The 25,616-nt window shown below is 65.3% G+C and carries 19 protein-coding genes, 1 tRNA gene and 1 riboswitch; of the genes, 7 read left to right on the top strand and 13 right to left on the bottom strand.

Going from position 1 to position 25,616, the window contains the following annotated elements; all coding sequences use genetic code 11:
- Nucleotides 1-43: 43 nt before the first annotated feature.
- Nucleotides 44-1,024, bottom strand: a complete 981-nt coding sequence (locus WH265_RS03030; protein ID WP_339557265.1) for a thymidylate synthase — start codon at nucleotides 1,022-1,024, stop codon at nucleotides 44-46.
- A 349-nt stretch (nucleotides 1,025-1,373) separates the two neighbouring features.
- On the opposite strand from WH265_RS03030, the gene WH265_RS03025 reads away from it, so the two are divergent.
- Complete coding sequence (locus tag WH265_RS03025; protein WP_339557264.1) at nucleotides 1,374-1,841, top strand: hypothetical protein; 468 nt, start codon at nucleotides 1,374-1,376, stop codon at nucleotides 1,839-1,841.
- A 208-nt stretch (nucleotides 1,842-2,049) separates the two neighbouring features.
- Here the strand turns inward: WH265_RS03025 and WH265_RS03020 are convergent, their stop codons facing one another.
- Both WH265_RS03020 and WH265_RS03015 read right to left on the bottom strand, forming a co-directional pair.
- Entirely contained in the window at nucleotides 2,050-3,471 is a 1,422-nt protein-coding gene (locus WH265_RS03020; protein WP_339557263.1) for an FAD-binding oxidoreductase, read from the bottom strand.
- Between the two features lie 32 nt (nucleotides 3,472-3,503).
- Nucleotides 3,504-3,992 (bottom strand): DUF2069 domain-containing protein, encoded by a 489-nt coding sequence (locus WH265_RS03015; protein WP_339557262.1) that lies wholly within the window; start codon nucleotides 3,990-3,992, stop codon nucleotides 3,504-3,506.
- Nucleotides 3,993-4,012: 20 nt separating this feature from the next.
- Between WH265_RS03015 and WH265_RS03010 the strand changes: the two genes are divergently transcribed.
- A complete protein-coding gene (locus WH265_RS03010; protein WP_339557261.1) occupies nucleotides 4,013-5,407 on the top strand; it encodes a YihY family inner membrane protein in 1,395 nt (464 codons plus the stop codon).
- A 76-nt stretch (nucleotides 5,408-5,483) separates the two neighbouring features.
- Here WH265_RS03010 and WH265_RS03005 read toward each other — a convergent pair whose 3' ends face one another.
- From WH265_RS03005 to WH265_RS02990, 4 genes are all read right to left on the bottom strand, one after another.
- Nucleotides 5,484-6,347, bottom strand: coding sequence for a PoNe immunity protein domain-containing protein (locus tag WH265_RS03005; RefSeq protein WP_158400631.1), 864 nt, complete (start codon nucleotides 6,345-6,347; stop codon nucleotides 5,484-5,486).
- Between the two features lie 219 nt (nucleotides 6,348-6,566).
- On the bottom strand, nucleotides 6,567-7,403 hold the full coding sequence (locus WH265_RS03000) for an alpha/beta fold hydrolase (RefSeq protein ID WP_339519930.1): 837 nt from the start codon (nucleotides 7,401-7,403) through the stop codon (nucleotides 6,567-6,569).
- Nucleotides 7,404-7,430: 27 nt separating this feature from the next.
- Complete coding sequence (locus tag WH265_RS02995) at nucleotides 7,431-7,853, bottom strand: GNAT family acetyltransferase (RefSeq protein ID WP_339557410.1); 423 nt, start codon at nucleotides 7,851-7,853, stop codon at nucleotides 7,431-7,433.
- The gene (locus WH265_RS02990) at nucleotides 7,853-9,151 is read right to left on the bottom strand and encodes an O-acetylhomoserine aminocarboxypropyltransferase (RefSeq protein WP_021028720.1); all 1,299 of its coding nucleotides are present in this window, start codon (nucleotides 9,149-9,151) and stop codon (nucleotides 7,853-7,855) included. The genes WH265_RS02995 and WH265_RS02990 overlap by 1 nt, the downstream gene beginning before the upstream one ends.
- A 138-nt stretch (nucleotides 9,152-9,289) precedes the next feature.
- Between WH265_RS02990 and WH265_RS02985 the strand changes: the two genes are divergently transcribed.
- The gene (locus WH265_RS02985; protein ID WP_021028721.1) at nucleotides 9,290-9,742 is read left to right on the top strand and encodes a CBS domain-containing protein; all 453 of its coding nucleotides are present in this window, start codon (nucleotides 9,290-9,292) and stop codon (nucleotides 9,740-9,742) included.
- 115 nt (nucleotides 9,743-9,857) lie between these two features.
- Here the strand turns inward: WH265_RS02985 and WH265_RS02980 are convergent, their stop codons facing one another.
- On the bottom strand, nucleotides 9,858-11,201 hold the full coding sequence (locus WH265_RS02980) for a citrate synthase family protein (protein ID WP_339557260.1): 1,344 nt from the start codon (nucleotides 11,199-11,201) through the stop codon (nucleotides 9,858-9,860).
- Nucleotides 11,202-11,397: 196 nt separating this feature from the next.
- Here WH265_RS02980 and WH265_RS02975 point away from each other — a divergent pair, with 196 nt between their 5' ends.
- Nucleotides 11,398-12,795, top strand: coding sequence for a CoA transferase (locus WH265_RS02975; RefSeq protein ID WP_445228481.1), 1,398 nt, complete (start codon nucleotides 11,398-11,400; stop codon nucleotides 12,793-12,795).
- Between the two features lie 48 nt (nucleotides 12,796-12,843).
- Entirely contained in the window at nucleotides 12,844-13,947 is a 1,104-nt protein-coding gene (aroC, locus tag WH265_RS02970) for a chorismate synthase (RefSeq protein ID WP_339536556.1), read from the top strand.
- A 78-nt stretch (nucleotides 13,948-14,025) separates the two neighbouring features.
- Here aroC and nrdR read toward each other — a convergent pair whose 3' ends face one another.
- From nrdR to WH265_RS02950, 4 genes are all read right to left on the bottom strand, one after another.
- A complete protein-coding gene (gene nrdR / locus WH265_RS02965) occupies nucleotides 14,026-14,517 on the bottom strand; it encodes a transcriptional regulator NrdR (RefSeq protein WP_021028724.1) in 492 nt (163 codons plus the stop codon).
- A gap of 20 nt (nucleotides 14,518-14,537) precedes the next feature.
- Nucleotides 14,538-15,782, bottom strand: coding sequence for a serine hydroxymethyltransferase (gene glyA / locus WH265_RS02960; RefSeq protein ID WP_339557258.1), 1,245 nt, complete (start codon nucleotides 15,780-15,782; stop codon nucleotides 14,538-14,540).
- A 57-nt stretch (nucleotides 15,783-15,839) separates the two neighbouring features.
- Nucleotides 15,840-16,002, bottom strand: a riboswitch (ZMP/ZTP riboswitch).
- A 149-nt stretch (nucleotides 16,003-16,151) separates the two neighbouring features.
- On the bottom strand, nucleotides 16,152-17,126 hold the full coding sequence (locus WH265_RS02955) for a lytic transglycosylase domain-containing protein (protein WP_312986507.1): 975 nt from the start codon (nucleotides 17,124-17,126) through the stop codon (nucleotides 16,152-16,154).
- A 439-nt stretch (nucleotides 17,127-17,565) separates the two neighbouring features.
- The gene (locus WH265_RS02950) at nucleotides 17,566-17,790 is read right to left on the bottom strand and encodes a hypothetical protein (protein ID WP_339557257.1); all 225 of its coding nucleotides are present in this window, start codon (nucleotides 17,788-17,790) and stop codon (nucleotides 17,566-17,568) included.
- A 546-nt stretch (nucleotides 17,791-18,336) separates the two neighbouring features.
- Between WH265_RS02950 and WH265_RS02945 the strand changes: the two genes are divergently transcribed.
- Both WH265_RS02945 and WH265_RS02940 read left to right on the top strand, forming a co-directional pair.
- Nucleotides 18,337-22,353 (top strand): DUF748 domain-containing protein, encoded by a 4,017-nt coding sequence (locus tag WH265_RS02945; protein ID WP_339557256.1) that lies wholly within the window; start codon nucleotides 18,337-18,339, stop codon nucleotides 22,351-22,353.
- A 251-nt stretch (nucleotides 22,354-22,604) separates the two neighbouring features.
- The gene (locus WH265_RS02940; RefSeq protein ID WP_339557255.1) at nucleotides 22,605-25,355 is read left to right on the top strand and encodes a DUF349 domain-containing protein; all 2,751 of its coding nucleotides are present in this window, start codon (nucleotides 22,605-22,607) and stop codon (nucleotides 25,353-25,355) included.
- A 184-nt stretch (nucleotides 25,356-25,539) separates the two neighbouring features.
- Here the strand turns inward: WH265_RS02940 and WH265_RS02935 are convergent.
- Nucleotides 25,540-25,616 (bottom strand) — tRNA-Leu (locus WH265_RS02935).

Genomic DNA, 25,616 nt, shown 5'->3' with positions numbered 1-25,616 from the left:
GCACCGCCCTCAGCAAAACGCCCGCGATTGCGGGCGTTGTTGTTTACACGGCCATCGGCGCCGTCAGCGGTGCATGGTGCTGGTAGCCTTCCAGCCAGAAGTCCGAGGGCTCCACCTTCTCCAGCCACTCCGGCTCGTACTGCCCGGTCACCGCATAGTCGGGGATGCGGTCCGACAGCACCAGCTGTGGCGACTCAAAGGGCTCGCGCTTGAGCTGCTCTTGCAGCATGTCCAGGTGGTTCTCGTAGATGTGGGCATCACCGATGAAGTAGGTGAACCAGCGCGGGGTGTAGCCACTCAGGCGTCCCATCAGGTGCAGCAGCGCGGCGCCTTCGGTCAGGTTGAAGGGGGTGCCCAGGCCGACATCATTGCTGCGGATGTACAGGCACAGCGAGATCTCGCGCTTGCTCTGGTCGACCAGGAACTGGTAGAGCAGGTGGCAGGGGGGCAGGGCCATTTCTTCGAGCTGGGCCCAGTTCCAGCCGTGAAAGAGAATGCGGCGGCTGCCCGGGTCCGTCATGATGGTGTCCAGGCACTGGCGCAGCTGGTCGATGGCCTTGTAGAGCACGATCTGGCACTTGCCGTCTTCGGCCACTTCGCCGATCTGGGTGTAGCCCTTGGCCAGCGCGTCGGCCACCTGGGCGGCGCCTTGGGGCAGGGCCTGGTCGATCAGCTTGTAGGCCGGCCATTGGCGCCATTGCACGCCGTAGACGGGGCCCAGGTCGTCGGCCTCCAGGCGGTAGGGGTTGGCCAGCCAGGCCTGGTTTTCATTGGCGTTCTGGTCCCAGACCTTGCAGCCCAGCGCGCGGAAATCGGCAGCGCTGCGCGCCGCACGCAGAAAGCCCACCATCTCACCGATGGCGGATTTGAAGGCCAGCTTCTTCGTGGTGACAGCCGGAAAGCCTTGCTGCAGATCAAACTTGAGCATGGCGCCGGGCATGCTGAGCGTGCGGATGCCTGTGCGGTTGGACTGCCAGGAGCCTTGGTCCAGGATGTTCTGGACGAGTTGGAGGTATTGCTTCATGTTCTTCTGGCCTGATCGAGACGGGGCCTTGCCGCCTCGCTGGTGCTAAGGCATTGCCTGGCACGGTGCGATGGGCGCACTGCGAGGGCGGGGCAGGGGCGAGGCCCAAAGGGCCTACTGTACGACGGCTGCGCTTTTTGCGTAGGCCGTAAGGATAAGCCAGTGTGGGAGATGTCTGCGGCCGCCCTGAGCAGCGATAAATTGGTGTAGGGTGTCGGCTTTGGCGCCCGGGCCCACCGGGGCCGGCGGTGCATGGCCGTGGCAAGCACAGGTGGGCAGCGGGACATCGACAGTTTGCCTGGCGCAGGAGAGGGCGCGGCAAACGCTACAAGGACAGCTAACTATGTGGATGATGACGAAAAAATGGGGCCTGGCCCTGGGCGCTGCTGCGGCGCTGGCACTGGCCGGCTGCCAGACTACACCCGCTGGCGGCAACCCCAGCGCCCAACAGGCCTGGAACCAGCTGCAGGCGCAGGTGGGCCAGTACCCGCAGGATGCCGCTTTCTTGCAGCAAGGCGTGATGGCTGCGCGCATGCAGCACCTGCTGGGCGAGCACCGCGCGGCCTTTATGCAGAACCTGCAGGTGACCGGGCCGCTGAGCAAACAGGGCTCCGTCTACTACATCACCGGCAACCGCCAGCACGATGGTGGCCAGAATGCCGCCGCTGTGGCGCTGGATGCCAAGAGCAACACCATGCGCATCTGGTGGCTGCAGGACGGCCAGCCGCGCGTGGTGCAGGATCCGGGCGCAGCGTTTTCCTGGCCCAAGGATGTGAACCAGATGATCAGCAACGCGGTGGGCACGCCGGCGTCCTGATCCTTCAATGAACAAAAAAACAGGGCGGCACCTCTGCGAGGGCCGCCCTGTTTTGTTTTGGCGCTGGGTTTTAAGAGCTGCTAACACGACCCAGCAAACCGAAGGTTTGCGGTTGAGACGAGGCGTCAAGCTGCAGGCAGTACAGTAGTACGACAAGGCTTGGCGCGGCCGGCGAGGCAACGACGTATCAAGGGTTGTGTTAGTGGCTCTAAGCGCGTGTGATCATTGCATGCGGGTTCATAATGTTCTGCGGATCCAGCGCGGCCTTGACCGCCCGCATCATCGACAGGGCCACCGGCGACTGGTACTGCGGCAAGGTGTCGACCTTGAGCGTGCCGATGCCATGCTCGGCCGAGATGGAGCCGCCAAAGGCGGCTACCGCGTCATAGACGATGTGGTTGACCTCGTGCTCGCGCTCGTCGAGAAACTGCTTGGCGTCCCCGCCCTCGGGCGCCTGCACATTGAAGTGCAGGTTGCCGTCGCCCAGGTGGCCGAAATTGACCAGGCGCATGCCCGGGACCTTGTCGTTCAGCACCTGGGTGGCATGCTCGACAAACTCCGGGATGCGCGAGATGGGCACCGAGATGTCGTGCTTGATGTTGAGGCCTTCCTCGACCTGGGCGAGCGGAATGCTCTCGCGGATATGCCAGAGGTTGTGGGCCTGGCCCAGGTTCTCGGCGACCACGGCGTCGAGCACGATTTCCTGCTCGAATGCGGCTTCCATCAAGGCTTCAAAGCGGCTGCGGGCATGCGCTTCCGATTCGCTGTCGGAGTTCTCCAGCACCACGGCATAGGGGAAGGCGGGGTTGTCGATAAAGGGCACGCGCAACTGAGGCATGTGCTTGTCGACCAGGGTCAGCGCAAAGCGGTTCATCACCTCAAAGCCGGTCAGGCCCGCGCCCAGGTACTGGTGCGCCAGCGCCAGCAGGCGCACGGCAGCATCGAACGACGGCAAGGCCGCCCAGGCGGTGAGCTGGCTCGCGGGCATCGGGTAGATCTTCATCGTTGCTGCGGTGATCACGCCCAGGGTGCCTTCGCTGCCGATAAAGAGGTTGCGCAGGTCGTAGCCGGTGTTGTCCTTGCGCAGGCCCTTGAGGCCGTTCCAGATCTCGCCCTGGGCGTTGACCACTTCGAGGCCCAGGCACAACTCGCGCGTATTGCCATAGCGCACCACCTGGGTGCCGCCGGCATTGGTGCCCAGGTTGCCGCCAATGGTGCAGCTGCCTTCGGCCGCCAGCGACAGCGGGAACAGATAGCCCTGGCCTTCGCAGCGCTCCTGCAGGGTCTGCAGGATGCAGCCGGCCTCGACGGTGACGGTCAGGTTGTCCTTGTCGATCGTGCGGATCGCCTGCATGCGGCCCAGGTTCAGCACCACCTGCTGGCCCGAGGTATCAGGCGTGGAGCCCACGACCAGGCCGGTGTTGCCGCCCTGGGGCACGATGGAGGTGCCATTGGCCGCGCAGGCCTTGACGACGGCGGCTACCTGCTCGGTCGTGGCGGGGCGCACCACCGCCAGCGCCTTGCCGTGGACGCGGCGGCGCCAGTCCTGCTCATAGGCCGTCAGGTCGCCCTCGGTAAGCACATGGGCATCGCCCACAATCTGGCGCAAGCTCGCAATCAGGTCGGTCATCGGAAGTCTCAGCAAATAAAAAGAAAACGGTTCTAGGAAGCGGCTGCGCGCTGGGTGGCCGGGGAGGCGGCGCGTTGGCGGCCCCGGATATGCAGCACGCAGGCGGCAAACAGCAGCAGGCACAGCGCGATCTCGGCCAGCGCGCACCAGCGGCTGGGCGGTGCATCGCCCCAGGCGCGCACCACGCCCTCAATAAAATACAGCCACACCAGCAGGCTCAGCCAGCGGTAGGTATACATGCGGCGCTTGAGCAGGCCGGCCAATGGAATGCACAGCGGCAAGGCCTTGAGCACCAGCCAGGAGCCGCCCGGCCGCAACGGGGCCAGCCACAGCTCCCAGGCCAGGCACAGCAGCACCAGGCCCAGCAGGGCCGCCACGGCCAGCCAGCGCGAAAACTGCGCAGCGGCACTCGCAGTTGCACCCTCAGCTGCGCCCGCAGTTGCACCCGCAGCTGCGCCCGCAGCGGCAGGCGTTACCAAATCAGGCAGATTTGCGGCGGGTTCAGGGGTGGATGCAGGCATGGAAATGGCATCATATCGGTATGTACGTCAGTGATGAGAAAAACGCGGCATCTTTGCAGGTGCAACCGCGCCAGGGATGGGCTTTGTGGTGGCAGCAATTCGCGGCTTTTCCCTGGCGCAACACCGTCAATACCTTGCGCACGCGCTTTGGCGAGGACCGCCTGGGCCTGACGGCCAGCAGCCTGACCTTTACCACCATGCTGGCACTGGTGCCTTTCTTCACGGTGGCGCTGGCCTTGCTCACCGCTTTCCCGATGTTTGCCACGGTCGAGGCGCAGCTGCAGCGCTGGCTGATCGAGAGCCTGATCCCCAGCACCATCGCCAGCCAGGTGCTGGGCTATATCACGCAGTTTGCGTCCAAGGCCAGCCGCCTGGGCCTGGCGGGCCTGAGCTTTTTGCTGGTGACGGCGCTGGCGCTGATATTGACGATGGACCGCACCCTGAACAACATCTGGCGCGTGCGCCAGCTGCGTCCGCTGGGCCAGCGGGTGCTGATCTACTGGGCGGCCATGTCGCTGGGACCGCTGGTGCTGGCCTCCAGCCTGGTGCTGACCTCGTCGGTGGTGGCCGCTTCGCGCAGCGCGATGGGCGAGCTGCCCTACCTCATCCGCCTGGCCTTTGATTCGCTGGAGTTTGTGCTGCTGGCATCGGGCGTGACCGCCATGTACCGCTATGTGCCCAACACCCATGTGCGCTGGCGCGATGCGCTGGCCGGCGGGCTGTTTGTGGCCGTGGGTATTGAGGTGGCCAAGAAGGTGCTGACCCTGTATCTCGTGCATGTGCCGACCTATTCGACCATCTACGGCACCTTTGCCACCTTGCCGATCCTGCTGATCTGGATCTATGTGGCCTGGGTGATTGTGCTGCTGGGCGCTGTGGTCGCTGCCTACCTGCCCAGCCTGCTGGCCGGCGTGGCGCGCCTGCCGCTGGCGCAGAGCTGGGATTTTCAGCTGGCGCTCGAATGCCTGCGCGCGCTCAACCTGATGCGCTACCAGCCTGAGAAGGGCCTCTACCTGCACCAGCTTGCCACCCGCTTGCAGGTGGAAGATGTGCAGCTGCACCGCGCGCTCGATGTGCTGTGCCAGCTCGACTGGGTGGGCGCCGTCGTCGATGTGGACGAGCGCCGCACCAGCGCGGGCGCGCCCGAGAGCCAGCATGACATGCGCTACGTGCTGCTGATCGAGCCGGCGCAGACCCTGGCTGCACCGCTGGTCAGCGCGCTGATGCTGGACCGCAACGAGGCGACCGAGCCCTTGTGGTGGCACAGCGGCCTCGACCAGATCGCGCTGATTGCGCTGCTCGAGCGCCGCCATTGGCTGCCCGGTGAGGTGCCGGCGGAGGAGGTGGAAGCAGTAGTGCAGGAGTTGGAGCCTGTGCTGGGTGATGAGACCCAAGCCCTGCAGCCCAAGGCTTGAGGGCAGTTTGATCGCTGAGAGGGGCTGCCCATCAGCGGCCTACCTGATGGCGATGCGCAGAGATCGCTGAAGCCGCTCAGTGGGCGGCGAAGCTGGCCTCGTTGAAGGCCAGGCGCTGGCGGGCCAGCGCCACCATGTCGGCGGGGTAGCTGCTGTAGGCGGTCAGGGGGCTGTCGTCCAGCTCGTACAGCACCACCAGCGCGGCGACTTCCCAGGCCCAGCGCGGGTGGTGCTCGCCCATCCCAATGAGCCGGCCAATGGCGGCCAGCGCAGGGTGCAATTGGCTGCTGTAGTTCTCGTCCAGGTAGGCTTGCAAGGGCTCGGTGCCCAGCTCGGACTGCTCGAAGAAAGCCATCAGATCGGCATAGGGCTTGGGGCAGAAGACCTGGGCCGAGGCTTCGTCCTTTTCGCAGGCGACGGCGCTCAGGTAGTCGAGCAGGCAGTCGCAGCGGTTGCCCAGCAGGCGCTCGACAATGCCGGGAATCAGCTCCTGGCGCTCCAGCAATACGGGCAGCGCCAGCAGTTGCACGGCAGCCGGGTAGCTGTTGGAGGCGGGGTTGATCGGTTGGCGCGCTTGCGCCGGCGCTGCTGCATCGCTGCGCATAAAGACCGCATACTCATTGCACCAGTGCAGCACATGCTCGAACAGGGTTTCCATCGCGCGAGGCGGCAGGCCCCGGCTGTAGGCCAGATCTAACAGTGCCAGCGATTGCAGCGCGGCGCGGCACCAGCCAGCCCGGGCAGCACGTTGGCTGTCGGCGTCCAGATCTTGCACATCCAGACCATAGTAGCCATGGCTGGAGAATTCATGCAGGCTTGACAACTGGTCTGCCCAGGTCTCTGCCCATCGCTCCAGGTCCATGTCCACGCGCGGCCGCAGCAGATGCCAGGGTTGCGCCTGGCAGTGTTGCAGCAAACAGGGAAGGGCCTTGTATTGCATAAGTCGTATGTATCGGGTCTGCAGCTTTTCAGCTGCAGCTGTCTGGGCCTCCATCGGCCTGGCAGATAGGCTAACGCATTTGACGCCGGCATTGCGGCATTTTTTGCGGTGGCTTACGCCTTCTTACGCCAGATACATGCGTGATCTTCTGCTATAAAAACAAAAGCAATATCGCAATACCAAAGCTGATAGGCCCACGTACTGCGCTGCAACCGCCTCTTAAGCCGGCGTTGGGGCTGCGGCTGCGTGGGTGCTGAGGAAATGGTGGATCGCAAACAGGGTCGCGTCGGGTGACTCGGTCATCTGGTTGTGGCCGCTGGGCACCATCTGGACCTGCACCTGCTTGCCAGCGGCCCTGGCGGCATCCACCAGGCTGCGCGCGGCGCGGGCCGGGGTCATCTGGTCTTGCTCGCCCAGCACAAACAGCACCGGGCAGGCCAGGGCGGCCATCGCGGCCTGGCCGTTGCGGTAGCTGTCGCAGGCCACAAAGCCGGTGTGCAGCAGGTTGGTGTCGCCGTTGCTGGCCTGCACACGGCGGGCCAGCGCCATGCCGGCTCCAAACACCCAGCTGCCAGCACCCGAGGGTGGGGCCAGGGTTGCGCGTGAGAAGGTCTGCACCATGGCAATGGCCTGGTCGGTTGCGCTGAGCGCTTGTTCCAGCAGGGCGGGGGCGACCTTCATCGGGTCGGCCGTGCCGACCAGCACCAGGTGGCTGATGCGCGCGCCCAGGCGTGCGGCCGCTTCCATCGCAATCAGGCTGCCCCAGCTGTGGCCGATAAGGGCCGCCTGCTGCAGGCCTGCGGCATCGAGCAGCTGGGCGATGGTCTCGGCCGCCTCTTCCACCGTGCGCGGCGCCGGGCCGCCACTTTTGCAGTGGCCGGGCAGGTCGATGGCCAGCACGTTCCAGCCGTGGTTGGCCAGGTAGCGGCTTTGCAGCGCCCAGACGCTGTGGTCGCACAGCACGCCGTGGATAAAGATGGCAGTGGGCTGGTTCGCATCCAGCGCCTTGCCGCCGGTGTAGGCATACAGGTCGGCACCTTGTACTTGGATTCGCATGTCTGTGCTCCGATGGTGTGGCTGAGGCTAGATGTCGGCAATCAGGCGTTTGCCCAGGCTCACGGTCTGGTCGTTGGCATAGCCCAGGCTTTCGTAGAAGGCGATGACCGCCTCGTTGCCGGCGCGCACCTGCAAGTTGAGCTTGGGGCAGCTCAGTGCCGTCAGTTCGGCCTCGGCCCGCTGCATCAGCTGCCCGGCATAACCTTTGCGCTGCTGGCTGGGGTGCACCGCCAGATAGTTGATCCAGCCGCGGTGGCCGTCGTAGCCGACCATGATGCTGGCCATCACCGCGCCTTGTTCATCGACACCGACCCAGAACAGCTCGGGCGAGACGCTCAGCTTGCGCGCAATGTCCTTGTGCGGATCGTTCCAGGGGCGGTAGAGGCCGCAGTCATGCCACAGCTGCACAACGGCTTCGGAATCTTGCAGTGCAAAGACACGGATTTCCATCATGCGGCCTTCTCTGCGGCCTTGAGCGCGCGCTTCAAGTCATCGATCAGGTCATCGGCGTCTTCGAGGCCGATCGATAGGCGGATCGTGCCCTGGCTGATACCCGCTTGCGCCAGGGCGTCGTCATGCATGCGAAAGTGCGTGGTGCTGGCCGGGTGGATGACCAGCGAGCGGCAGTCGCCGACATTGGCCAGGTGGCTGAAGACCTTGAGCGTCTCGATGAACTTCTTGCCCTGGTTGCGGTTGCCGGCAATGTCAAAGCTGAACACAGAGCCCGCGCCGCGTGGCAGCAGCTTTTGCGCCAGCGCGTAGGAGCTGTGGCTCTCCAGCATCGGGTGGCCCACGCGGCTAACCATCGGGTGGCTGGCCAGAAACTGCACCACTTTTTCGGTGTTGCGCATATGGCGCTCCATGCGCAGCGGCAAGGTCTCGATGCCTTGCAAGATCAGCCAGGCGCTGTGCGGGCTCATGCAGGCGCCAAAGTCGCGCAGGCCTTCACGCCGCGCGCGCAGCAAGAAGGCGCCGGTGGTCGATTCCTCGCTGAACACCATGTTGTGGAAGCCGTCATAGGGCTCGGTCAGCTCGGGGAAGCGGCCCGACTTTTCCCAGTCAAAGCTGCCGCCATCGACCACGATGCCGCCAATGACGGTGCCGTGGCCGGAGAGAAACTTGGTGGCCGAGTGGTAGACGATGTCGGCGCCATGCGCGAAGGGCTTGATGAGCCAGGGCGAGGTCAGGGTGGAGTCGACCAGCAAGGGCACGCCGGCCTCATGGGCGATGGCCGAGACGGTGGGGATGTCCAGCACATCGAGGCCGGGGTTGCCCACCGTCTCGCCAAAGAACAGCTTGGTGTTGGGCCGCACCGCTGCGCGCCAGCCGTCAATATCGCCGGGTTGGACAAAGGTGGTCTCGATGCCAAAGCGGGCCAGGGTGTAGTGCAGCAGGTTCTGGCTGCCGCCATAGAGCGCGGTGCTGGCAACGATATGGCTGCCCGCGCCCATCAAGGTCGCAACCGACAGGTGCAGCGCGGCCTGGCCGCTGGCCACCGCGATCGCGCCCACACCGCCTTCAAGTGCCGAGACACGCTGCTCCAGCACCGCATTGGTGGGGTTGCTGATGCGGCTGTAGACATGGCCGGGCCGCTCCAGATTGAAGAGGCTGGCTGCGTGGTCGCTCGACTCGAAGACGAAGGAGGTGGTCAGGTGGATGGGGACGGCGCGAGCCCCGGTGGCCGGGTCCGGCTGGGCGCCGGCGTGCAGACTCAGGGTGTCAAAGCCGGGATCGGTGTAACCGGGCATGGCGTATCTCCGCGATGTTGTCGTTCTGGACGGGCATTGTCGGCTATATTTAGCAGACCTGGGCGGGCAGGCCTGTCGCCGATGCGTGTGCACGCAGGCGGGCCCGCCAGCATCGGAGAACGGTACAAGGAGACACCCATGAAAGTCAGCGATATCCTCCGCCTCAAAGGCAACACTCTCTACACGGCCAGCGTCAACGACCCTCTGGGCGACGCGATCCAGACCATGGCGGAGAAGGACATTGGCTCGCTGGTGGTGATGGAGCACGGCGATGTCGTGGGCATGTTGACGTTCCGCGAGGTGATCGTTGCCATCGTCAACAATGGCGGCACTGCAGGCAATATCCTTGTGCGCAGCGTGATGGATGACGCGCCTTTGACCTGCACGATGGAGACCGACATGGACGAGGTGCGCCGCATGATGCTCGACCGCCATGCCCGCTATATGCCGGTGATGGACAAGAAGATGCTGATGGGTGTGATCAGCTTCTACGACGTGGCCAAGGCCGTCGTCGACAGCCAGAACTTCGAGAACAAGATGCTCAAGGCCTATATCCGTGACTGGCCGGTGGAAGGCGAGACCGATTCTTGATACAGCGGCTGGCCCAACTGGGAGGTTGAACCGGCCATCTGCCAGAACTGCCAAAGTAGCGGCCCGCAAGGCCGCTTTTTTGCGCCTGTGCTTTGGAGCAGCGGCTTGCTACGGGTCAGAAACGGATGATGCGCCCGGGGATGCGGCCGGCGCTGGTGTCGGCCGTGGCAGGGGCCTCCGCCTGCGCATCTGTCTCGGCCGGCAAGCCCACATACTGGGCCCGGGGGCGGATCAGCTGGCCGCTGTCGCGCTGCTCCAGCGCATGGGCGAGCCAGCCTGCCGTGCGGCCCAGCGCAAACAGCACAAAGGCAGCGCCTGCGGGCAGGCCCAGGCCGCGCTGAATGGCGACCAGCGCATAGTCCAGGCTGGGGTGCAGGCCCGTGTGGTGGTGTACGGCGGCCAGCAGGGCATGGCGCTGCGCATCGGCAGGCAGCAGGCGGAGCAGGCGTTGGCTGCGCGGGTCGCCTGCTGGGTAGAGCGGGTGGCCAAAGCCCGCGCAATAGTGCGGGCTGCCGTTGATGCGGGTGTCCGCCAGCAACTGGGCGAGCGATGGGGGCAATCCCTCGCTGCTGCGCCGCGCCGCATGCCAGTCGTCCCAGTGCTGGTCGATCACCGCCGTCATCCCCCCGTGCAGTGGGCCGGTCAGCGCGGCGAGACCTGCGCCCAGGCTGGCATGCAGGCTGGCGCCGGTTGATGCCACCACCCGCGCGGCAAAGCTGGAGGCATTGAGCTCATGGTCGGCGCAGAGCACCAGGGCCTGGCGCAAGATGTCTTCGCCCACTGCATCTACTTGCCAGAGGGCGGCGAGCTGCTGGTGGATGAGCCGTTCGGCTGCAGGCTGGGCTTTATCGCTGGACGGTAGCCCCGTCAGCACCCCCAGCATCTGCTGCAGCAGCGGTTGGGGCCAGCCGGATTGGGCCAGGTTGGGTTCGTGGGCGGGCAGGCTGTGCCAGGCGCGCAGTACCTGCTCGGGTGGGCGGGGCTGCGGCAGAGGCTGTGCTGCGGCTGCCTTGGGGGCTGCCGTGGGGGGGGCCCTGCGGGCGCTGTCGGGTTCTGCCGCGACGGGCTGGCCCAGCAGCAGCGCGGCGGTGTCTTCCAGGCTGGCGTGCTGCGCCCATTGCAGCGCATCGCGCCCCCGGTAGTACAGCTGCCCTTGCGCCACCTGGGTGATGGCCGAGCGCAGCACCGGTGTGCCCCAGTCCAGGGTGGAGCGGGCCAGCTGCGCGGGGTTGCGCACGGTTTGCCGCTGGCGCGCGAGGCGCTGCACATCGATACGGGCATAGACATGGCCGCGCAGGCCCGGTTGGCGGTGCGCTTGCAGCAGGCCCCGGCTCACATAGGCATAGAGGCTGGCGCGCTGCACCCCCAGCATGGCGGCGGCCTGCTGGCTGCTGAGCCAGGGGCTGTCGGCTTCGGAAGGTGGGACAGGGATAGGTTGGGCGGGGCGTGCAGAAACCATGGGCCATGCTACTGCAGTGAGAGATGAATGGCATGTGTATCGGCCCAATCAAGATTGACCCCGGGGTGCGGCAGGTATGCAATGGCGGCAGTCCGTCACCCAGGAGAACGCCTTGCCAACCACCAACAACCACACCGCCACCAGCCACCACCTGGCGCAGCAACCGCTGCATGCGGCCATACAGGCCAGCGTGCACATGCTGTGGCAGCAAGCGGGCCTGCCAGCGCAGGCTTTGCAGCAGGGCGCGTTGGCGCTCAGCGGCGATGGCGCAGCCTACCCCTCGAGTTTTTGCCTGGATGTGGCAGCGCCCGCGGCCGTGGCGGCCAGCGGCCTGGCCAGCGCCTTGATCCACCAGCACCGCCAGCAGCTGGCCATGCCCCAGGTCCAGGTGGATGTGGGCCATGTGCTGGCCGAGTGCAGTGGCTATTTCACCTTGGACGGCAAGCAGCCCAATCTCTGGGCGCCCATCTCAGGCCTCTATGCCTGCGGCGCCGATCGCGGCGAGCCGGGCTGGCTGCGCATCCATGCCAATTTTGCGCACCACCGCGATGGCATGCTGCGGCTCTTGGGCCTGCCCACCGGCGCGGCCACCACGCGGGAGCAGGTGGCGGATGCGCTCCAAGGCTGGACGGCGCAGGCAGCGGAGGAGCGTGCCACAGCGTTGGGCCTGGTGGTGGCAGCGGCCCGCAGCCCGCAAGCATGGCAGGCCCATCCCCAAAGTGCGGCGGTGGCCGCGCAGCCCTTGGTGGCCATCACGCAGCTGGACAGCGACCAGCCTGCCGCCCCCCGCGATGGGCCGGTGCCTGCCCAGCACCGGCCGCTAGACGGCCTGTGTGTGCTGGATCTGACCCGCATTCTGGCGGGGCCCGTGGCGGCCCGCAGCCTGGCGGCGCAAGGGGCCGATGTGCTGATGCTCAATGGGCCAGGTCTGCCCAATATCGAGGCCATTGCCGATATGAGCCGGGGCAAGCGCTCGGCCTTGCTGGATCTGAAAACCCCGGCAGGGCAGGGCGCCATGGCTGATTTGCTGGGCCAGGCCCATGTGCTGCTGCAAGGCTACCGGCCGGGCGCGCTGGATGCGCTGGGGCTGGATCCGCAGTCTGCCGCCCGGCTGCGGCCGGGCATCGTCTATGCCAGCCTGTCGGCCTATGGCCGCAGCGGCTCCTGGGCCGACCGGCGCGGCTTTGATTCGCTGGTGCAGACGGTTTGCGGCATCAACTGGGCCGAAGGCCAGGCGTTTGGCAGCGCGGGGCTGCGCGCTTTGCCGCTGCAGATTCTGGATTACAGCGCGGGCTTTTTGCTGGCCTTTGGCATCCAGGCTGCGCTCTACCGCCAGGCTACGCAGGGCGGCAGCTGGCATGTGCAGGTATCGCTGGCGCGCGTCGCGCAGTGGCTGCAGTCCATGGGCCAGCGGCCGGTAGCCGCTGCGGCGGCTAAGGTACCCAGCGGCGCGCCGCCTGACGCCTATCTGGAGACGCTGGACAGCGGCTTTGGCCGCCTGCGTGCGGTGCGCCACAGCGCCGTGCTGCAGGGCCTGCCCGGCGGCTGGCCACACGCCGGCCAACCGCCTGGGGGTGACCAGCCCCGCTGGTGAGCCCTGCAGGGCTGCGTGGGGCACCGGCATCAGTGATAATGGCGGGCTATGAGCGGCAATACCTTCGGCACCTTATTTACTGTTACCAACTTTGGCGAATCCCATGGCCCGGCGATTGGCTGCGTGATTGACGGCTGCCCACCGGGCATGGCGTTGAGCGAGGCAGATATCCAGCAGGACCTGGACCGCCGCCGCCCCGGCACCAGCAAGTTTGTCACCCAGCGCAATGAGCCCGACAGCGTGGAGATCCTCTCGGGCGTCTACGAGGGCAAGACGACGGGCACGCCGATTGCGCTGCTGATCCGCAATACCGACCAGCGCAGCAAGGACTACTCCAATATTGCGCAGAGCTTTCGCCCCGGCCATGCCGACTATGCCTACTGGCACAAGTACGGTATCCGCGACCCGCGTGGTGGCGGCCGCTCCTCGGCCCGCCTGACGGCGCCCACGGTGGCCGCTGGCGCCGTGGCCAAAAAGTGGCTCAAAGAGAAGTTCGGTACCGCGTTCCGCGCCTGCATGCTGCAGGTGGGCGAGGTGGCCCTGCCTTTTGAGGACTGGGCCCATGTGCCCAACAACCCGTTTTTTGCGCCGGTGGCCGATGTGACCCGCTATGAAGACTATATGGATGCGCTACGCAAGGCGGGCGACTCCTGCGGCGCGCTGATCCGCGTGCAGGCCAGCGGCGTACCCGTGGGCCTGGGCGAGCCGCTGTATGACAAGCTCGACGCCGACATCGCCTACGCGATGATGGGGCTCAATGCCGTCAAGGCCGTCGAGATTGGTGCCGGTTTTGACAGCGTGGCCCAGCGCGGCACCACGCATGGCGACTCGCTCAGCCCCCAGGGCTTTCGCAGCAACAATGCCGGCGGCATTCTGGGCGGCATCAGCACCGGCCAGGACATCGAGATCCGCATCGCCATCAAGCCCACCAGCTCGATCATCAGCCCGCGCGAGTCCATCGACACCGAAGGCAAGAGCACCGAGGTCATCACCAAGGGCCGGCACGACCCCTGCGTGGGCATCCGCGCCGCACCGATTGCCGAGGCCTTGCTGGCCATGGTGCTGATGGACCATGCGCTGCGCCACCGCGCCCAGAACAGCGATGTGGTGCAGGCGGTGGGGCCGATTGCCGCCGAGGCGCCGCAAGACTGACAAGGCGCAGCCCGGGCAGGCTCGGTGGCCGGCTCCCAAAGAAAAATGCGAACCCAGGGGTTCGCATTTTTTTGTGCCTCAGTCCTTTTTACGGGCGCTGTCTTTCTTGGGCTCGGGCGGCGGGGTCGTCACCTCGTCGACGATGGACTTGAACTGGTCAATGTCTTCGAAGCTGCGGTAGACGCTGGCATAGCGGATGTAGGCCACCTTGTCGAGCTTTTGCAGCTCGGCCATGACCAGCTCGCCGATCAAATGCGTCTGCACCTCACGCGCACCCAAGGTGCGCAGCTTGTCCTCGACATGCTCGAGCGCCAGGTCCACCTTGTCGATGGGGACCGGGCGCTTGCGCAGCGCCAGGCTGAATGAGCCGCGCAGCTTGCTGCGGTCGTAGTCGATGCGCCGGCCGTCCTTTTTGACGATGACCGGCAGGCTGACTTCGGGCCGCTCATAGGTGGTGAAGCGCTTTTCGCAGTTGCCGCACTGGCGCCTGCGCCGTACAAAGCCGCCGTCTTCTGCAACACGGGTCTCCACCACCTGGGTATCGGGATGGCTGCAGAAGGGGCATTTCATAGGCGCGGGCGCAGGTCAGATCAGCGGTAGACGGGGAAGCGTGCGGTCAGGGCATTGACCTTGGCGCGCACGGCAGCGATGTTGGCCTCGTCCCGTGGGTTGTCCAGCACGTCGGCGATCAGGTTGGCGGTCAGGCGCGCCTCTTCGTCCTTGAAACCACGGGTGGTCATCGCGGGCGTACCGATACGGATACCGCTGGTGACCATCGGCTTTTCCGGGTCGTTGGGGATGGAGTTCTTGTTGATCGTCATGTGGGCAGCGCCCAGCACGGCTTCGGCTTCCTTGCCGGTGATGCCCTTGGCGCGCAGGTCCACCAGCATCACGTGGCTTTGGGTGCCGCCGGAGATGATGCGCAGGCCGCGCTCGGTCAGGGTCTCGGCCACGATGCGGGCGTTGGTCTTGACCTGCTGGGCATACTGCTTGAACTCAGGCGTCAGCGCTTCCTTGAAGGCCACGGCCTTGGCTGCGATCACGTGCATCAGCGGGCCGCCTTGCAGGCCGGGGAACACGGCCGAGTTGATGGCCTTTTCGTGCTCGGCCTTCATCAGGATCACGCCGCCACGGGGGCCGCGCAGGCTCTTGTGGGTGGTCGTGGTCACCACGTCGGCGTGGGGCACGGGGTTGGGGTATTCGCCAGCGGCGATCAGACCGGCGTAGTGGGCCATGTCGACCATGAAGATCGCGCCCACATCCTTGGCCACCTTGGCAAAGCGGGCAAAGTCGATTTCCAGCGAGTAGGCCGATGCGCCGGCGATGATCAGCTTGGGCTTGGTCTCGTGCGCCTTCTTTTCCATGGCGTCGTAGTCCAGCTCTTCCTTCTCGTTCAGGCCGTAGGAGACGACGTTGAACCACTTGCCGGAGATATTGAGCGGCATGCCATGGGTCAGGTGACCGCCTTCGGCCAGGCTCATGCCCATGATGGTGTCGCCGGGCTTGAGGAAAGCCAGGAAAGCCGCTTCATTGGCCGATGCGCCGCAATGGGGCTGCACATTGGCAGCATCAGCGCCGAACAGTTGCTTGACGCGGTCGATGGCCAGCTGCTCGGCGATATCGACAAATTCGCAGCCGCCGTAGTAGCGCTTGCCGGGGTAGCCTTCGGCGTACTTGTTGGTCAGTTGGGTGCCCTGGGCCCACATCACGGCGGGGGAGGCATAGTTTTCGCTGGCGATCAGCTCGATGTGCTGCTCTTGGCGCTGGTTTTCGGCCTGGATGGCAGCAAAGAGTTCTGCGTCGGTCTGTTCGACAAGGATGTTACGTTGGTACATGGCGGTCGTTGGAGTCAGAAGTGAGCCCTGCCTGCCAACAGTGAGGTTGGCGAAAACAGGGGCTGCCCAGGCGCACGGCTAACACGTGGCGGGTGCGGGGGGCGATGCGCTCGCCCTGGCACTGCACGGTACGCTCCCCGGTGGTTGCTGCAGGCCGGGCCTGCATTCCACGTCAACAATCCGGTCATACAGATGTCTATCGCCAGTCGCGTACCCGGCTAGTGTAGCCGAGGCTGCACCGGCCTGGGGCAATGGGTTTATCGCCACGTCTGGATAAAAACCGGTTCCGGGAAGCTGCGCCAGGGCCAGAAAAAACAAAAGCACCCGGCTGGGTGCTTGTGCGAAGAGGGCGACGAGCCGGGGGGCTGGTCAGGAACCCATGGCCACGGCGGTGGCCTCGGCCTTGGCCGCTGCTGGCAGCGCGGCTTGCTTGTCGGCCAGGGCCACGGTTTCAGAAGCGTTGCCTGCAGCTGCGCTGTTGCTGGCGGCCTTGGCCTTGTCGGCCACGGTGCCGGCTGCGGCGGGCGTATCCGCCTGGGCCGACAGCGAAGGCTTGGCAGCGGGGGCCACCGGCGCCTTGGGCGTGTTGCTGCGGCCTTCGGCCACTTGCTTGATGCGGAAGTGCTCGGCCATCACCTTGGCAGCGTAGCCACCGTCGGTCGGCAGGTTGGCTGCGCCCACATAGTATTTGAGGCCGCCTTCAAGCGAGCCGGCGCGCTCGATGCATTCTTGCAGCACCTTGACGCCCACGCGCAAGTTGGTCACCGGGTCAAAGGCCGCAAAGTGGCCGCCAAAGTGCTCGTACTTGTCGGTGTGGATCTTGGTCATCACCTGCATCAGGCCTTGCGCACCCACCGAGCTTTGGGCAAAGGGGTTGAAGCTCGACTCCACGGCCATGATCGCCAGGATCAGGGTGGGGTCCAGCTTGGTTTCCTTGCCCACGAGGTAGGCTTCGGAGACGAGCACGGCCAGGGGCTCAGGCGCCACGCGGTATTTCTTGGCCAGCCAATAGGCCACATTGGCCTGGTTGCGGGGCAATTGCTGGGGGTTGCTGGCGGTGGCACGGTCCACGGCAGCCACCATGGCGGCATCGTCGCCAGTGGATGCGTCGGCATCGGCACCTGCCAGGTCAACGGCAGGTGCATGGGTGCGAGCCTGCAGCCAGCTGCGCAATTGCGCCTCGCCGGCGTGGCGCAGATCGTCGCGCGACACCAGGGTGAGGGCGCAGAACGCCACCACCAGACCGATCAAAGCAAAACTGTTGTGTGCCATGGTCATCAGACCACGGCTGATGGTGGCGCTCAATGAGCGCGCACCGGCATCCACTTGCGCGGGAGCCGTCATAGGGATTTTTCCTTTCTAAGTCCCGCCACCTCCAACAAATAGCCCGGCGGATAGTGCACCGGGCTGGGGTCTGGCAGGGTGGAGCCACACTGTCCTGTGTGGTCTCCGGCAGGCTGTCTGCGTTGCAGACGGCCCTTTGTCGTTTCAAGCACGCTCTTGCGTGTCAGGGGCTACGATCAAAACACCGTGAGGGGTGTTGACTAAAAAATCAGCAATCAATGCAATGGGCTGAATTCTAGAAGCTTGCTTAATACTCAGTCAACACTATTGAATTGGAAAATGAGAAAAAAAAGTAATAAAAAAACGTGTATAGCGGGCTGCTGCAGGGCCGGATCCGGGCAGGGGCGGCAGCCAGCCCTGCAGCGGGGATGGCAGGCAGAAAAAGCACCGGATCGGTGCCCTGTCGGGGACCCGGTTTTATGGGTTGAATAGCTTGTATTTAATCTTTTAAATACATTGATTGATATAAAGGATGCAGCAAAAAGTCAATCTTTATCAAATGCTGCGCGGCTGTTGTGCTCTGTTTTTGGTGTAGCGCGCAGCCCCATTTGCGCTTTTGCAGCCCAGGGCGGTGCCTGGGTGCCGCCTGCGCATAGGCGCACAGAACCGTTGCGGGCCGCGCAAAACGCTGGCCTGATTTGGGCGGGCAGGTCTTGGTCATCATGCGGTCATCTGCGCCTACACAAATTTCACATGAAAAGGCCAAAAAACTGTATAAAAACCAGGATAAAACAGCCAATAACCCATGGCTACATCAGGTTTTTGGCATTTATACCCGGGTAGAATATCGGTGGACGCAAAAAAGCAGGACCTGGCGTTGTGTTTTTGCGGCTCCACGCTGCGGTTTTGCATGCCGCAGTGTGAAAAGCATCGCGGTGTTTGAGGCGGGCGGACGGGCGAATGCCCGATCAGGCTGTTGGATCCTTGCATCGCGGCATCGCCCCCTGCTGCCTTTAGCCCTGGCCGTGCCGCTACCGCAGGGGGTGCCGCCATAGAAACTGCGTTTTTCCTCTATATATAGAGAGGCACACCGTTTCCTGGGGCAGCCTGCAGGATTTGAACGATTGTGAACCAGCGACAGATGCCGCTTTTGTGTGCTAAGCCAGCGCCGCCACAGCGGCTTATTTGTGCACAATGGATCTTGGGCCTGCCATCGCAGCCATGGATACCATGGGGCGGGCCGTACTGACTCTGAGTGAGGATCATCGCCGTGAGCGAAACGCAAGAAGCAAACAAGAAAAAGGTCGTCGCGATGCGCTGGTTGCGCCGGCTGGGATGGTGCCTGCTGGCGCTGCTGCTGCTGTGGGCGCTGTCGTGGCTGCTGCTGCCCTGGCTGCTGCGCACCCAGGGAGAGAAGCTGGGCACGGAAAAACTCGGGCGGGCGGTGCATATCGGGGCGGTGGAGTTCATGCCCTGGTCGCTGGAGCTGACCGTGCGCGATCTGCAGATCGCCGGGCCCCAGGCAGACAGCGCGGCGATGCTGGCGGTCGAGCGCATCTATGTGGATGCCGATATCCAGTCGGTGTTCAGGCTCGCACCGGTGCTCGATGCCATCCAGGTGGACAAGCCCGTGCTGCGCATCGCGCAGACCGCTCCCGGGAAATTTGATTTTGACGACATTCTGCAAAAGCTGCGCAGCCCTGAGCCGCCGCCCGATGACGGCAAGACGGCGCACTTTGCGCTCTACAACATCGAGCTCAAAGAGGGGCAGGTGGCCTTCCGCGACGACACGGTGGGCCAGACCCATGAACTCCAGGGCCTGCAGCTGGGCATTCCTTTTCTGAGCAACCTCGAATCCAAGCGCGAGATCAAGGTGCTGCCCCAACTGGCCTTTGTGCTCAATGGCAGCCAGTTTGCCAGCCATGCCGAGGCCACGCCCTTTGCCGATGACCGCAAGGCCGAGGCCAAGTTTGCGATCAAGGACCTCGATCTCCAGCCCTACCTGGCCTATATCCCCGCGTCCTTGCCCGTCAAGCTGGTGGCTGGCGTGCTCAATGCCGACCTGGCACTGGCCTTTGAGCAGCAGGACAAGACGCAGGTGCGCCTGAGCGGCGAGGTGCATGCCAGCGCTGTGCAGCTGCACGACGCGGCCGGCGGTGAATTGCTGGGCTGGGAGCGGCTGGATGTGCAGCTGGCCGATGTGCAGCCCTTGCTGGGGCAGGTGCATATCGCCCAGCTGGCGCTCGATGGCGCGCAGCTGTCGCTCAAGCGGGGCAAGAATGGCCAGCTGAGCCTGCTCGATGCCCAGGGCCAGGCAATACCGCGCCGGGCTGAAGAGGGTGGACAAGCCGCCAAGTCCACAGACACCGCTGCCACCGCAGACAAGGCGGAGCCTGCAACCTCTGTGGTCAGTGCAGATGGTGCAAGCCCCGAAGTCAAGGACGACAAGGGTGACAAGGTCGACAACGCGGACTCTCAGGCAGTCGCTGCCGAAACTGGCGCATCCATAGGCCAAGCCAGCAGCGGCCAAGCTGCCTGGTCGGTGCGGGTCGATGCGCTCAAGCTCAGCCGCCTCAAGGGGGTTTGGGTCGATGAAAGCGTGCCGCTGCCTGCGCGCGTACAGCTCGATTATTTCAGCATGGAGGCCCAGCAGATTGCCTGGCCCTTCAAGGAACCTTTCAGTTTTGAGGGTTCGTCGGGGCTGTCGGGTGCCCAGGGTGTGCCGTCTACCGGCCGCCTGGTGTTTTCGGGCAAGGCGACCGACCAGATGGCCGAGGTGGATGTGAGCACCACGGGCCTGCCGCTGCAGCTGGGGGCTTCTTATTTGACCGGGGTGATCGAGCCGGGCCTGCTGGGCACGATCGACAGCGAGATGCACCTGAGCCGCCAGGGCACGGCGCTCAAGGTGGCGCTGGCGCAGATGCGCGTGTCGGACGTGGCCCTGCAGTGCAACAGCAAGGCCAACTGCGCGCCGCCCCATGGCCCTGCTATCGGCCTCAAAGGCAAGAACAACCTGCTGGAGCTGCGCCAGCTGCTGGTCAAGGATGCCGTGCTGGATACCGAAGCCCAGCAGGTCAAGCTCGGTTCGGTGCAACTGGTCGAGCCGGTGCTCGGTGTCTCGCGCGCCAAGGACGGGCGCATGATGTTTGAGGACTGGCTGGTGGCCTCGCAGGCCCGCAAAGCCGATGGTCGCAAGCCGGCATCGACGAGCGCAGCCAGCAAACCCTGGGATGTGCAGCTGGACCTGGTCGCCATCAAGGGTGCCCAGCTGGCCTTCCAGGATGAATCGACCGCCCGCAAGGTCGCCTTTCGCCTGACCGGCTGGGATCTGGAGCTGCGCGACTATGCGCCGCTGGCGACCAAGGCCAAGCCCTCGCCGCTCAAGCTCTCAGGCCGGATTGGCAGCGGCCGCGCCGAGCCCGGCCGCATCGCCTATGACGGCAGCCTGGGCCTGACGCCGGTGTCGGCCGTGGGGCGCCTGAATGTGAGCCAGCTGCCCATCCACGCCTTTGAGCCCTATGCGGCGGCCCTGCTGCCGGTGCGCCTGGTACGGGCGGATGCCAATTTCCGGGGCACGGTGGACTATGCCCAATCGGACAAGGGGCCGGTGCTGCATGTCAAGGGCGATGCCGGGCTGGACGATGTGCGCGTGCGACCCCTGTTGGCCGCCGCAGCGCCGGCCAGCGGTGATGATGCTGGCGACGACGACGGCAATGGCGCGAGCGAGACTGGCCGCAAGGCGGCTGCAGCTGCTGCCAACCGGGGTACCGGTACCTTGGGCATTGGGTTGATGGGGGCGGGCGATGACCTGCTGAACTGGAAGCTGCTGAGCCTGCGCGCCCTGGCCGTGGACATGGTGCCGGGCCAGCGCATGAAAGTGCAAGTGGGCGAGACGGCCTTGACCGACTTTTATGCGCGCCTCGTGGTGCAGGAGAACGGCAAGCTCAATCTGCAGGACCTGGGCGGCAGCAGTGCTGCGGGCGCTGGCGATGCGGCCGCGCCATCCGAAGGCGTGGTGGTCGAGGCATCGGGTGCTGCAGCGGTCAGCCCACCGGCTGCGCCCACCAGCCCCGAACCCGCCACGGGGCCGATCATCGACATGGGCCCGATCACGCTCGCCGGCGGTACCGTCAAGTTCAGCGACCAGTTTGTGCGGCCCAACTACTCGGCCGACCTGTCCGAGCTCGCCGGGCGCATGGGTGCGTTCTCGTCCGAGCCAACGGCCGGCCAGCTGCAACTGGCCGAGCTGGAGCTGCGCGGCAAGGCAGAAGGCACCGCGTCGCTGGAGATCACCGGCAAGCTCAACCCGCTGGTCAAGCCGCTGGCGCTCAATATCCATGGCAAGGTGCGCGATCTGGAGCTGTCGCCGCTGACGCCCTACAGCATCAAGTACGCCGGCCACGGTATCGAGCGCGGCAAGATGAGTGTGGACGTGCAGTACGACGTGACGCCCGAGGGCCTGCTGACGGCCAGCAACAAGCTGGTGCTCAACCAGCTGACCTTTGGCGATGCGGTGCAGGGCGCGCCAGCGAGCCTGCCGGTCAAGCTGGCTGTGGCCTTGCTGGCTGACCGCAATGGCGTGATCGACCTGGACCTGCCCATCAGCGGCTCGCTCAACGATCCGCAGTTCCGCCTGGCGCCGATCATCTTCAAGGTGATTGGCAACCTGATCATGAAGGCGGTGACCTCGCCGTTTGCGCTGCTCTCGGGCGCCTTTGGTGGTGGCAGCGAAGCCAGCCATGTGCCCTTTGCCCCCGGCAGTGCGGTGCTGGATGCGGACAGCAAGCAAAGCCTGGACAAGGTGGCCAAGGCGCTGGAAGACCGGCCGGCGCTGCAGCTGACCGTTGCCGGCCAGGCCGACCTGGAGCGCGAGAAGGATGGCTGGCGCAAGGCCCGCATCGACGACCTGGTGCTGGCCCAAAAGCGCCGCAGCGCGGTGCGCGCCGGTGGCAAACCCGAAGACGTGCAGGCCGTGAGCGCTGCCGAGTACCCCGCCTTGCTCAAGGAGGTGTACAAACGTGCCGATATCCAGAAGCCGCGCAACCTCGTCGGTATGGCCAGCGACATCCCGGTGGCCGAGATGGAAACCCTGCTGCTGACCAGCATCAGCGTGCCCGACAATGCGATGCGCGAGCTGGCGCTGGCCCGGGGTGTGACGGTGCGTGACTACCTGGCCAGCAAGGGCGTCAAGCTCGAACGCCTCTTCCTGGGCAATGCCAAGACCGAAGGCTTTGGCGAGGACAAGGACTGGACGCCGCATGCCGAGCTCAGTCTGGCGCCGCGCTGAGCGCTAGCACGCCATTGAACAAGGGCTGGGCCGCAGGGCGCCAGCCCTTTGTTTTTGGCCATGCTTGGGTTGAATTACCTTATAGCGATGCCCGTGTGCTTGGAGTCCTCGCCAAACCGGGTCAAAATAGCAACCTGGATGCAGGCCAGGCAGTTTCGCAGAGACTCCCTCGGGCCGGCCTCCCTCTTTTTTATGTGCCAATGGCTGCATTGCGCTGCGATGCAGGCCGTATTTACGACTGAACTGACTCCATGTTCCCCTTTATCTCGCGCAACAAGACGCCCGAAACCCCTGAGCCCGCACCCGCACCCGCCAAGGCGGCCGCTGCCCCCCATCCCCTCGATGGCGTCACCGGTGGTGCTTTCTCGGCTGCCACCTCGGGTGAGCGTGCAGCCAAGGTGCGCGAATGGCTGGCAACCAACCCGGGTGCCGAGCAGCTGCAGGAAGTGTTCAAGGAGCTGTCTGCCCGCGACAAGGGCGCTGCCAAGGCCATCCGTGAGCGCATGGACGAGATGCGCCGCGCCAAGGGCCAGGAGGCCATCGCCGCGGAATGGGCCGAGAAGGCCGAGAAGCTGCTGGGCGCCTCCAAGCTGAACATTGCCGATGCCCTGGCCTGGCAGCGTGACGCGGCCAAGGCTGGCGCGCCGCTGTCGCGCGAGCCGCTCGCTGCGCTCAAGATCCAGCTGGCCGACCGCATCAAGACGATTGAAGACCTGCAGCACCGCGTGCAGGTGCAGCGCGAGGCCGCCGTGCTGCTGGCCCAGCGCGTCGAAGTGCTCTCCACCAAGTCCTACAAGGATGCCCAGTCTGCCGAGACGGCACTGGCCACCGATGTGCAGCACTGGCAGGACCAGGCCGCCGTGCTCGAAGGCGATGCCAGCTGGGGCAGTGTCGAAGCGCGCTACCCGAGCATGCTCGAGGCCTCCAAGTCGCAGCTGCTGCTGGTCTGGGATGCGTTCCAGTCGGCCCTCAAGCAAACCCTGGCTGCCGCTGAAGATGCGCAAGCACCGCTGCCCACGGTGCCGGTCTGGGCCGACGAGATCCGCGCCGGGCGCGGCCTGCCCACCGAGGTGGAGCAAGCAGCCGCCCGTGCTGCTGCTGCCAAGCCCGCTGCCGACCCGCAGGAAGCCAAGCGCGCCAAGCATGCGGTGCAAGAAGCGCTCAAGGCCTTGCAGGCCCACACGGCCGAAGGCCATGGCAAGGGCGCATCCAGCGCGGCGCAGCAGCTGCGCGCTGCCCTCAAGCAGCATGGCAAGCTGATCGACCAGGACCTGGAATCGCAGGTCAATACCGCGCTGATCGCCGCCGGTGAACTCGAAGGCTGGCAGCGCTGGAGCGCCGACAAGGTGCGCGAGGAGCTGCTGGCCAAGGCCCAGGGCCTGCTCGCCCGCCCCGAAGGCCAGGAGCTGGGCGGCCGCAAGCTGCAAGAAGCGCTGCGCCAGCTGCGCGAGGACTGGAAGAAGGCCGACCAAAGCGGCCCCACCAACCATGCGCTGTGGAAGAAGTTTGATGAGGCCTGCAACGCGGCCTACAAGCATGTCGAGGTCTGGCTGTCCAAGGTGCGCGAAGAGGGTGCCAAGCACCGCGCCGAGCGTGAGGCTCTGATTGCAGAGCTCAAGGGCTGGGTCGAGGCGCACAAGCCATCGACCGACTGGAAGCGCATTCAGCGCGACCTGTTCCAGTTTGGTGACCGCTGGCGCGCCAGTGGCCATGTGGGCGAAAAGGCCTATGCCGAGCTGCAAGAGGCCTGGAAGACCGCGCTGCACGAGGCCTCTGCGCCTTTGCATGCAGCCCAGAAGCAGAGCATTGCGCGCCGCGAGGCCATGGTGGCCCAGGCCGTGGAGCTGGCCGCTGCGCCCAACCTGAACATTGACGCCGTGCGTGAGCTGCAGCGCCAGTGGCAGACCGAAGCCCAGTCCGTGCCGATGGACCGCCGCCATGAGCAAAAGCTCTGGGATGCGTTCCGCAAGCCGCTCGATGAAGCCTTTGCCCGCAAGACGCAGCAGCGCGAACGTGTGCAGCACCAGCTGAGCGCCCGCGACCAGGCCGTGCTCGATGCCTCCAAGGCGCTCGAAGCGGCCAACCACAGCGGCGATGCCGCCCAGATCCAGGCCGCGCTCGATGGTTTGCAGCAAGCGCTGCAGGCCCAGCAAGCACCGGTGGCGGCCGCTGCACCAAAGCCAGCCGCGCCAGAAGCGGTCGCAGCAGATGCGGCAGCGCCTGCGGATGCGGAGCAGCCAGCAGAGCTGGCAGCCCAGGAGGGTGCCGATGCAGAGGCTGCTGTTGCTGCCCAGGCACCAGCGCCAGCACCTGTGGCCCCCAAGCCCGTGATTGCCCAGCGCAGCGGTGATGACCGCCCTGGCATGCGCCGTGATGCGCCCGCAGCCGCTGGCCGCCCTGGCAAGCCCGGTGGCGATCGCCGTGACAGCCGCGATGGCCGCGACAGCCGTGGCCCACGCAGCGACCGTGGCCAGGAGCGCCGTGGTGCTGACGACCGCTTTGGCCGGGGCGACCGCATGGACCGCGCGCCGCGCGAAGACCGGGGCCCTCGTCTGGGCGATGCCGCCTTCCGCGCCCAGCGCGATGCGGTGGAGCATGCCCAGGCTGCGCTGCGCAAGCTCGCCACCCAGGCCCATGGCCAGGCACTGACGCAGATGATGGATGCCTGGAGCAAGCGCGATGCCGCGCTGCTGCCCCAGGCCCAGGATCTGGGACGCCTTGCCAGCGGCTCGCGTAACAGCTGGAGCCAGGCCATTGCCGCGCCTGCCGCAGGTGATGGCCGCGAAGCCATGCTGCGCCTGGAGATGGCCGCCGAGGTGCCCACCCCAGCCGAGCACATCAATGCCCGCCGTGCACTGCAATTGCAGCTGCTGACGCGCCGCAATGATCCTTCGCCGCAAGAGACCTGGCAGCAGGATGTTGCCAAGGTGCTGGCCACCGGCAGCGACGAGGCCTCGGCCCGCCGCCTGCAAAATGCCTTGAAGGCTTTGCTGAAGAAGTAAGCCTTCTACAGCGCCTCCCCGCCAACGCCCTGTGCTTGAACGCCAGGGCGTTTTTTCATGGGCCTGCTGCTGGGCTTGCCTGGTGGAGATGGGGGGTGTTGGGGTGTGGAGGGTGCGGGCTGGCAGCTTGCGTGCGAGCAGACAACAAAAAAGCCATTGCACATGGGTGCAATGGCTTGATGTTTGGTGCCCAGGAGAGGACTCGAACCTCCACGATGTTACTCGCTAGTACCTGAAACTAGTGCGTCTACCAATTCCGCC

The organism is Comamonas sp. MYb396 (genome assembly GCF_037479555.1).
In the GTDB taxonomy this organism is placed as follows: Bacteria; Pseudomonadota; Gammaproteobacteria; order Burkholderiales; family Burkholderiaceae_C; genus Comamonas.
This window is presented reverse-complemented; position numbering and strand designations above follow the sequence as displayed.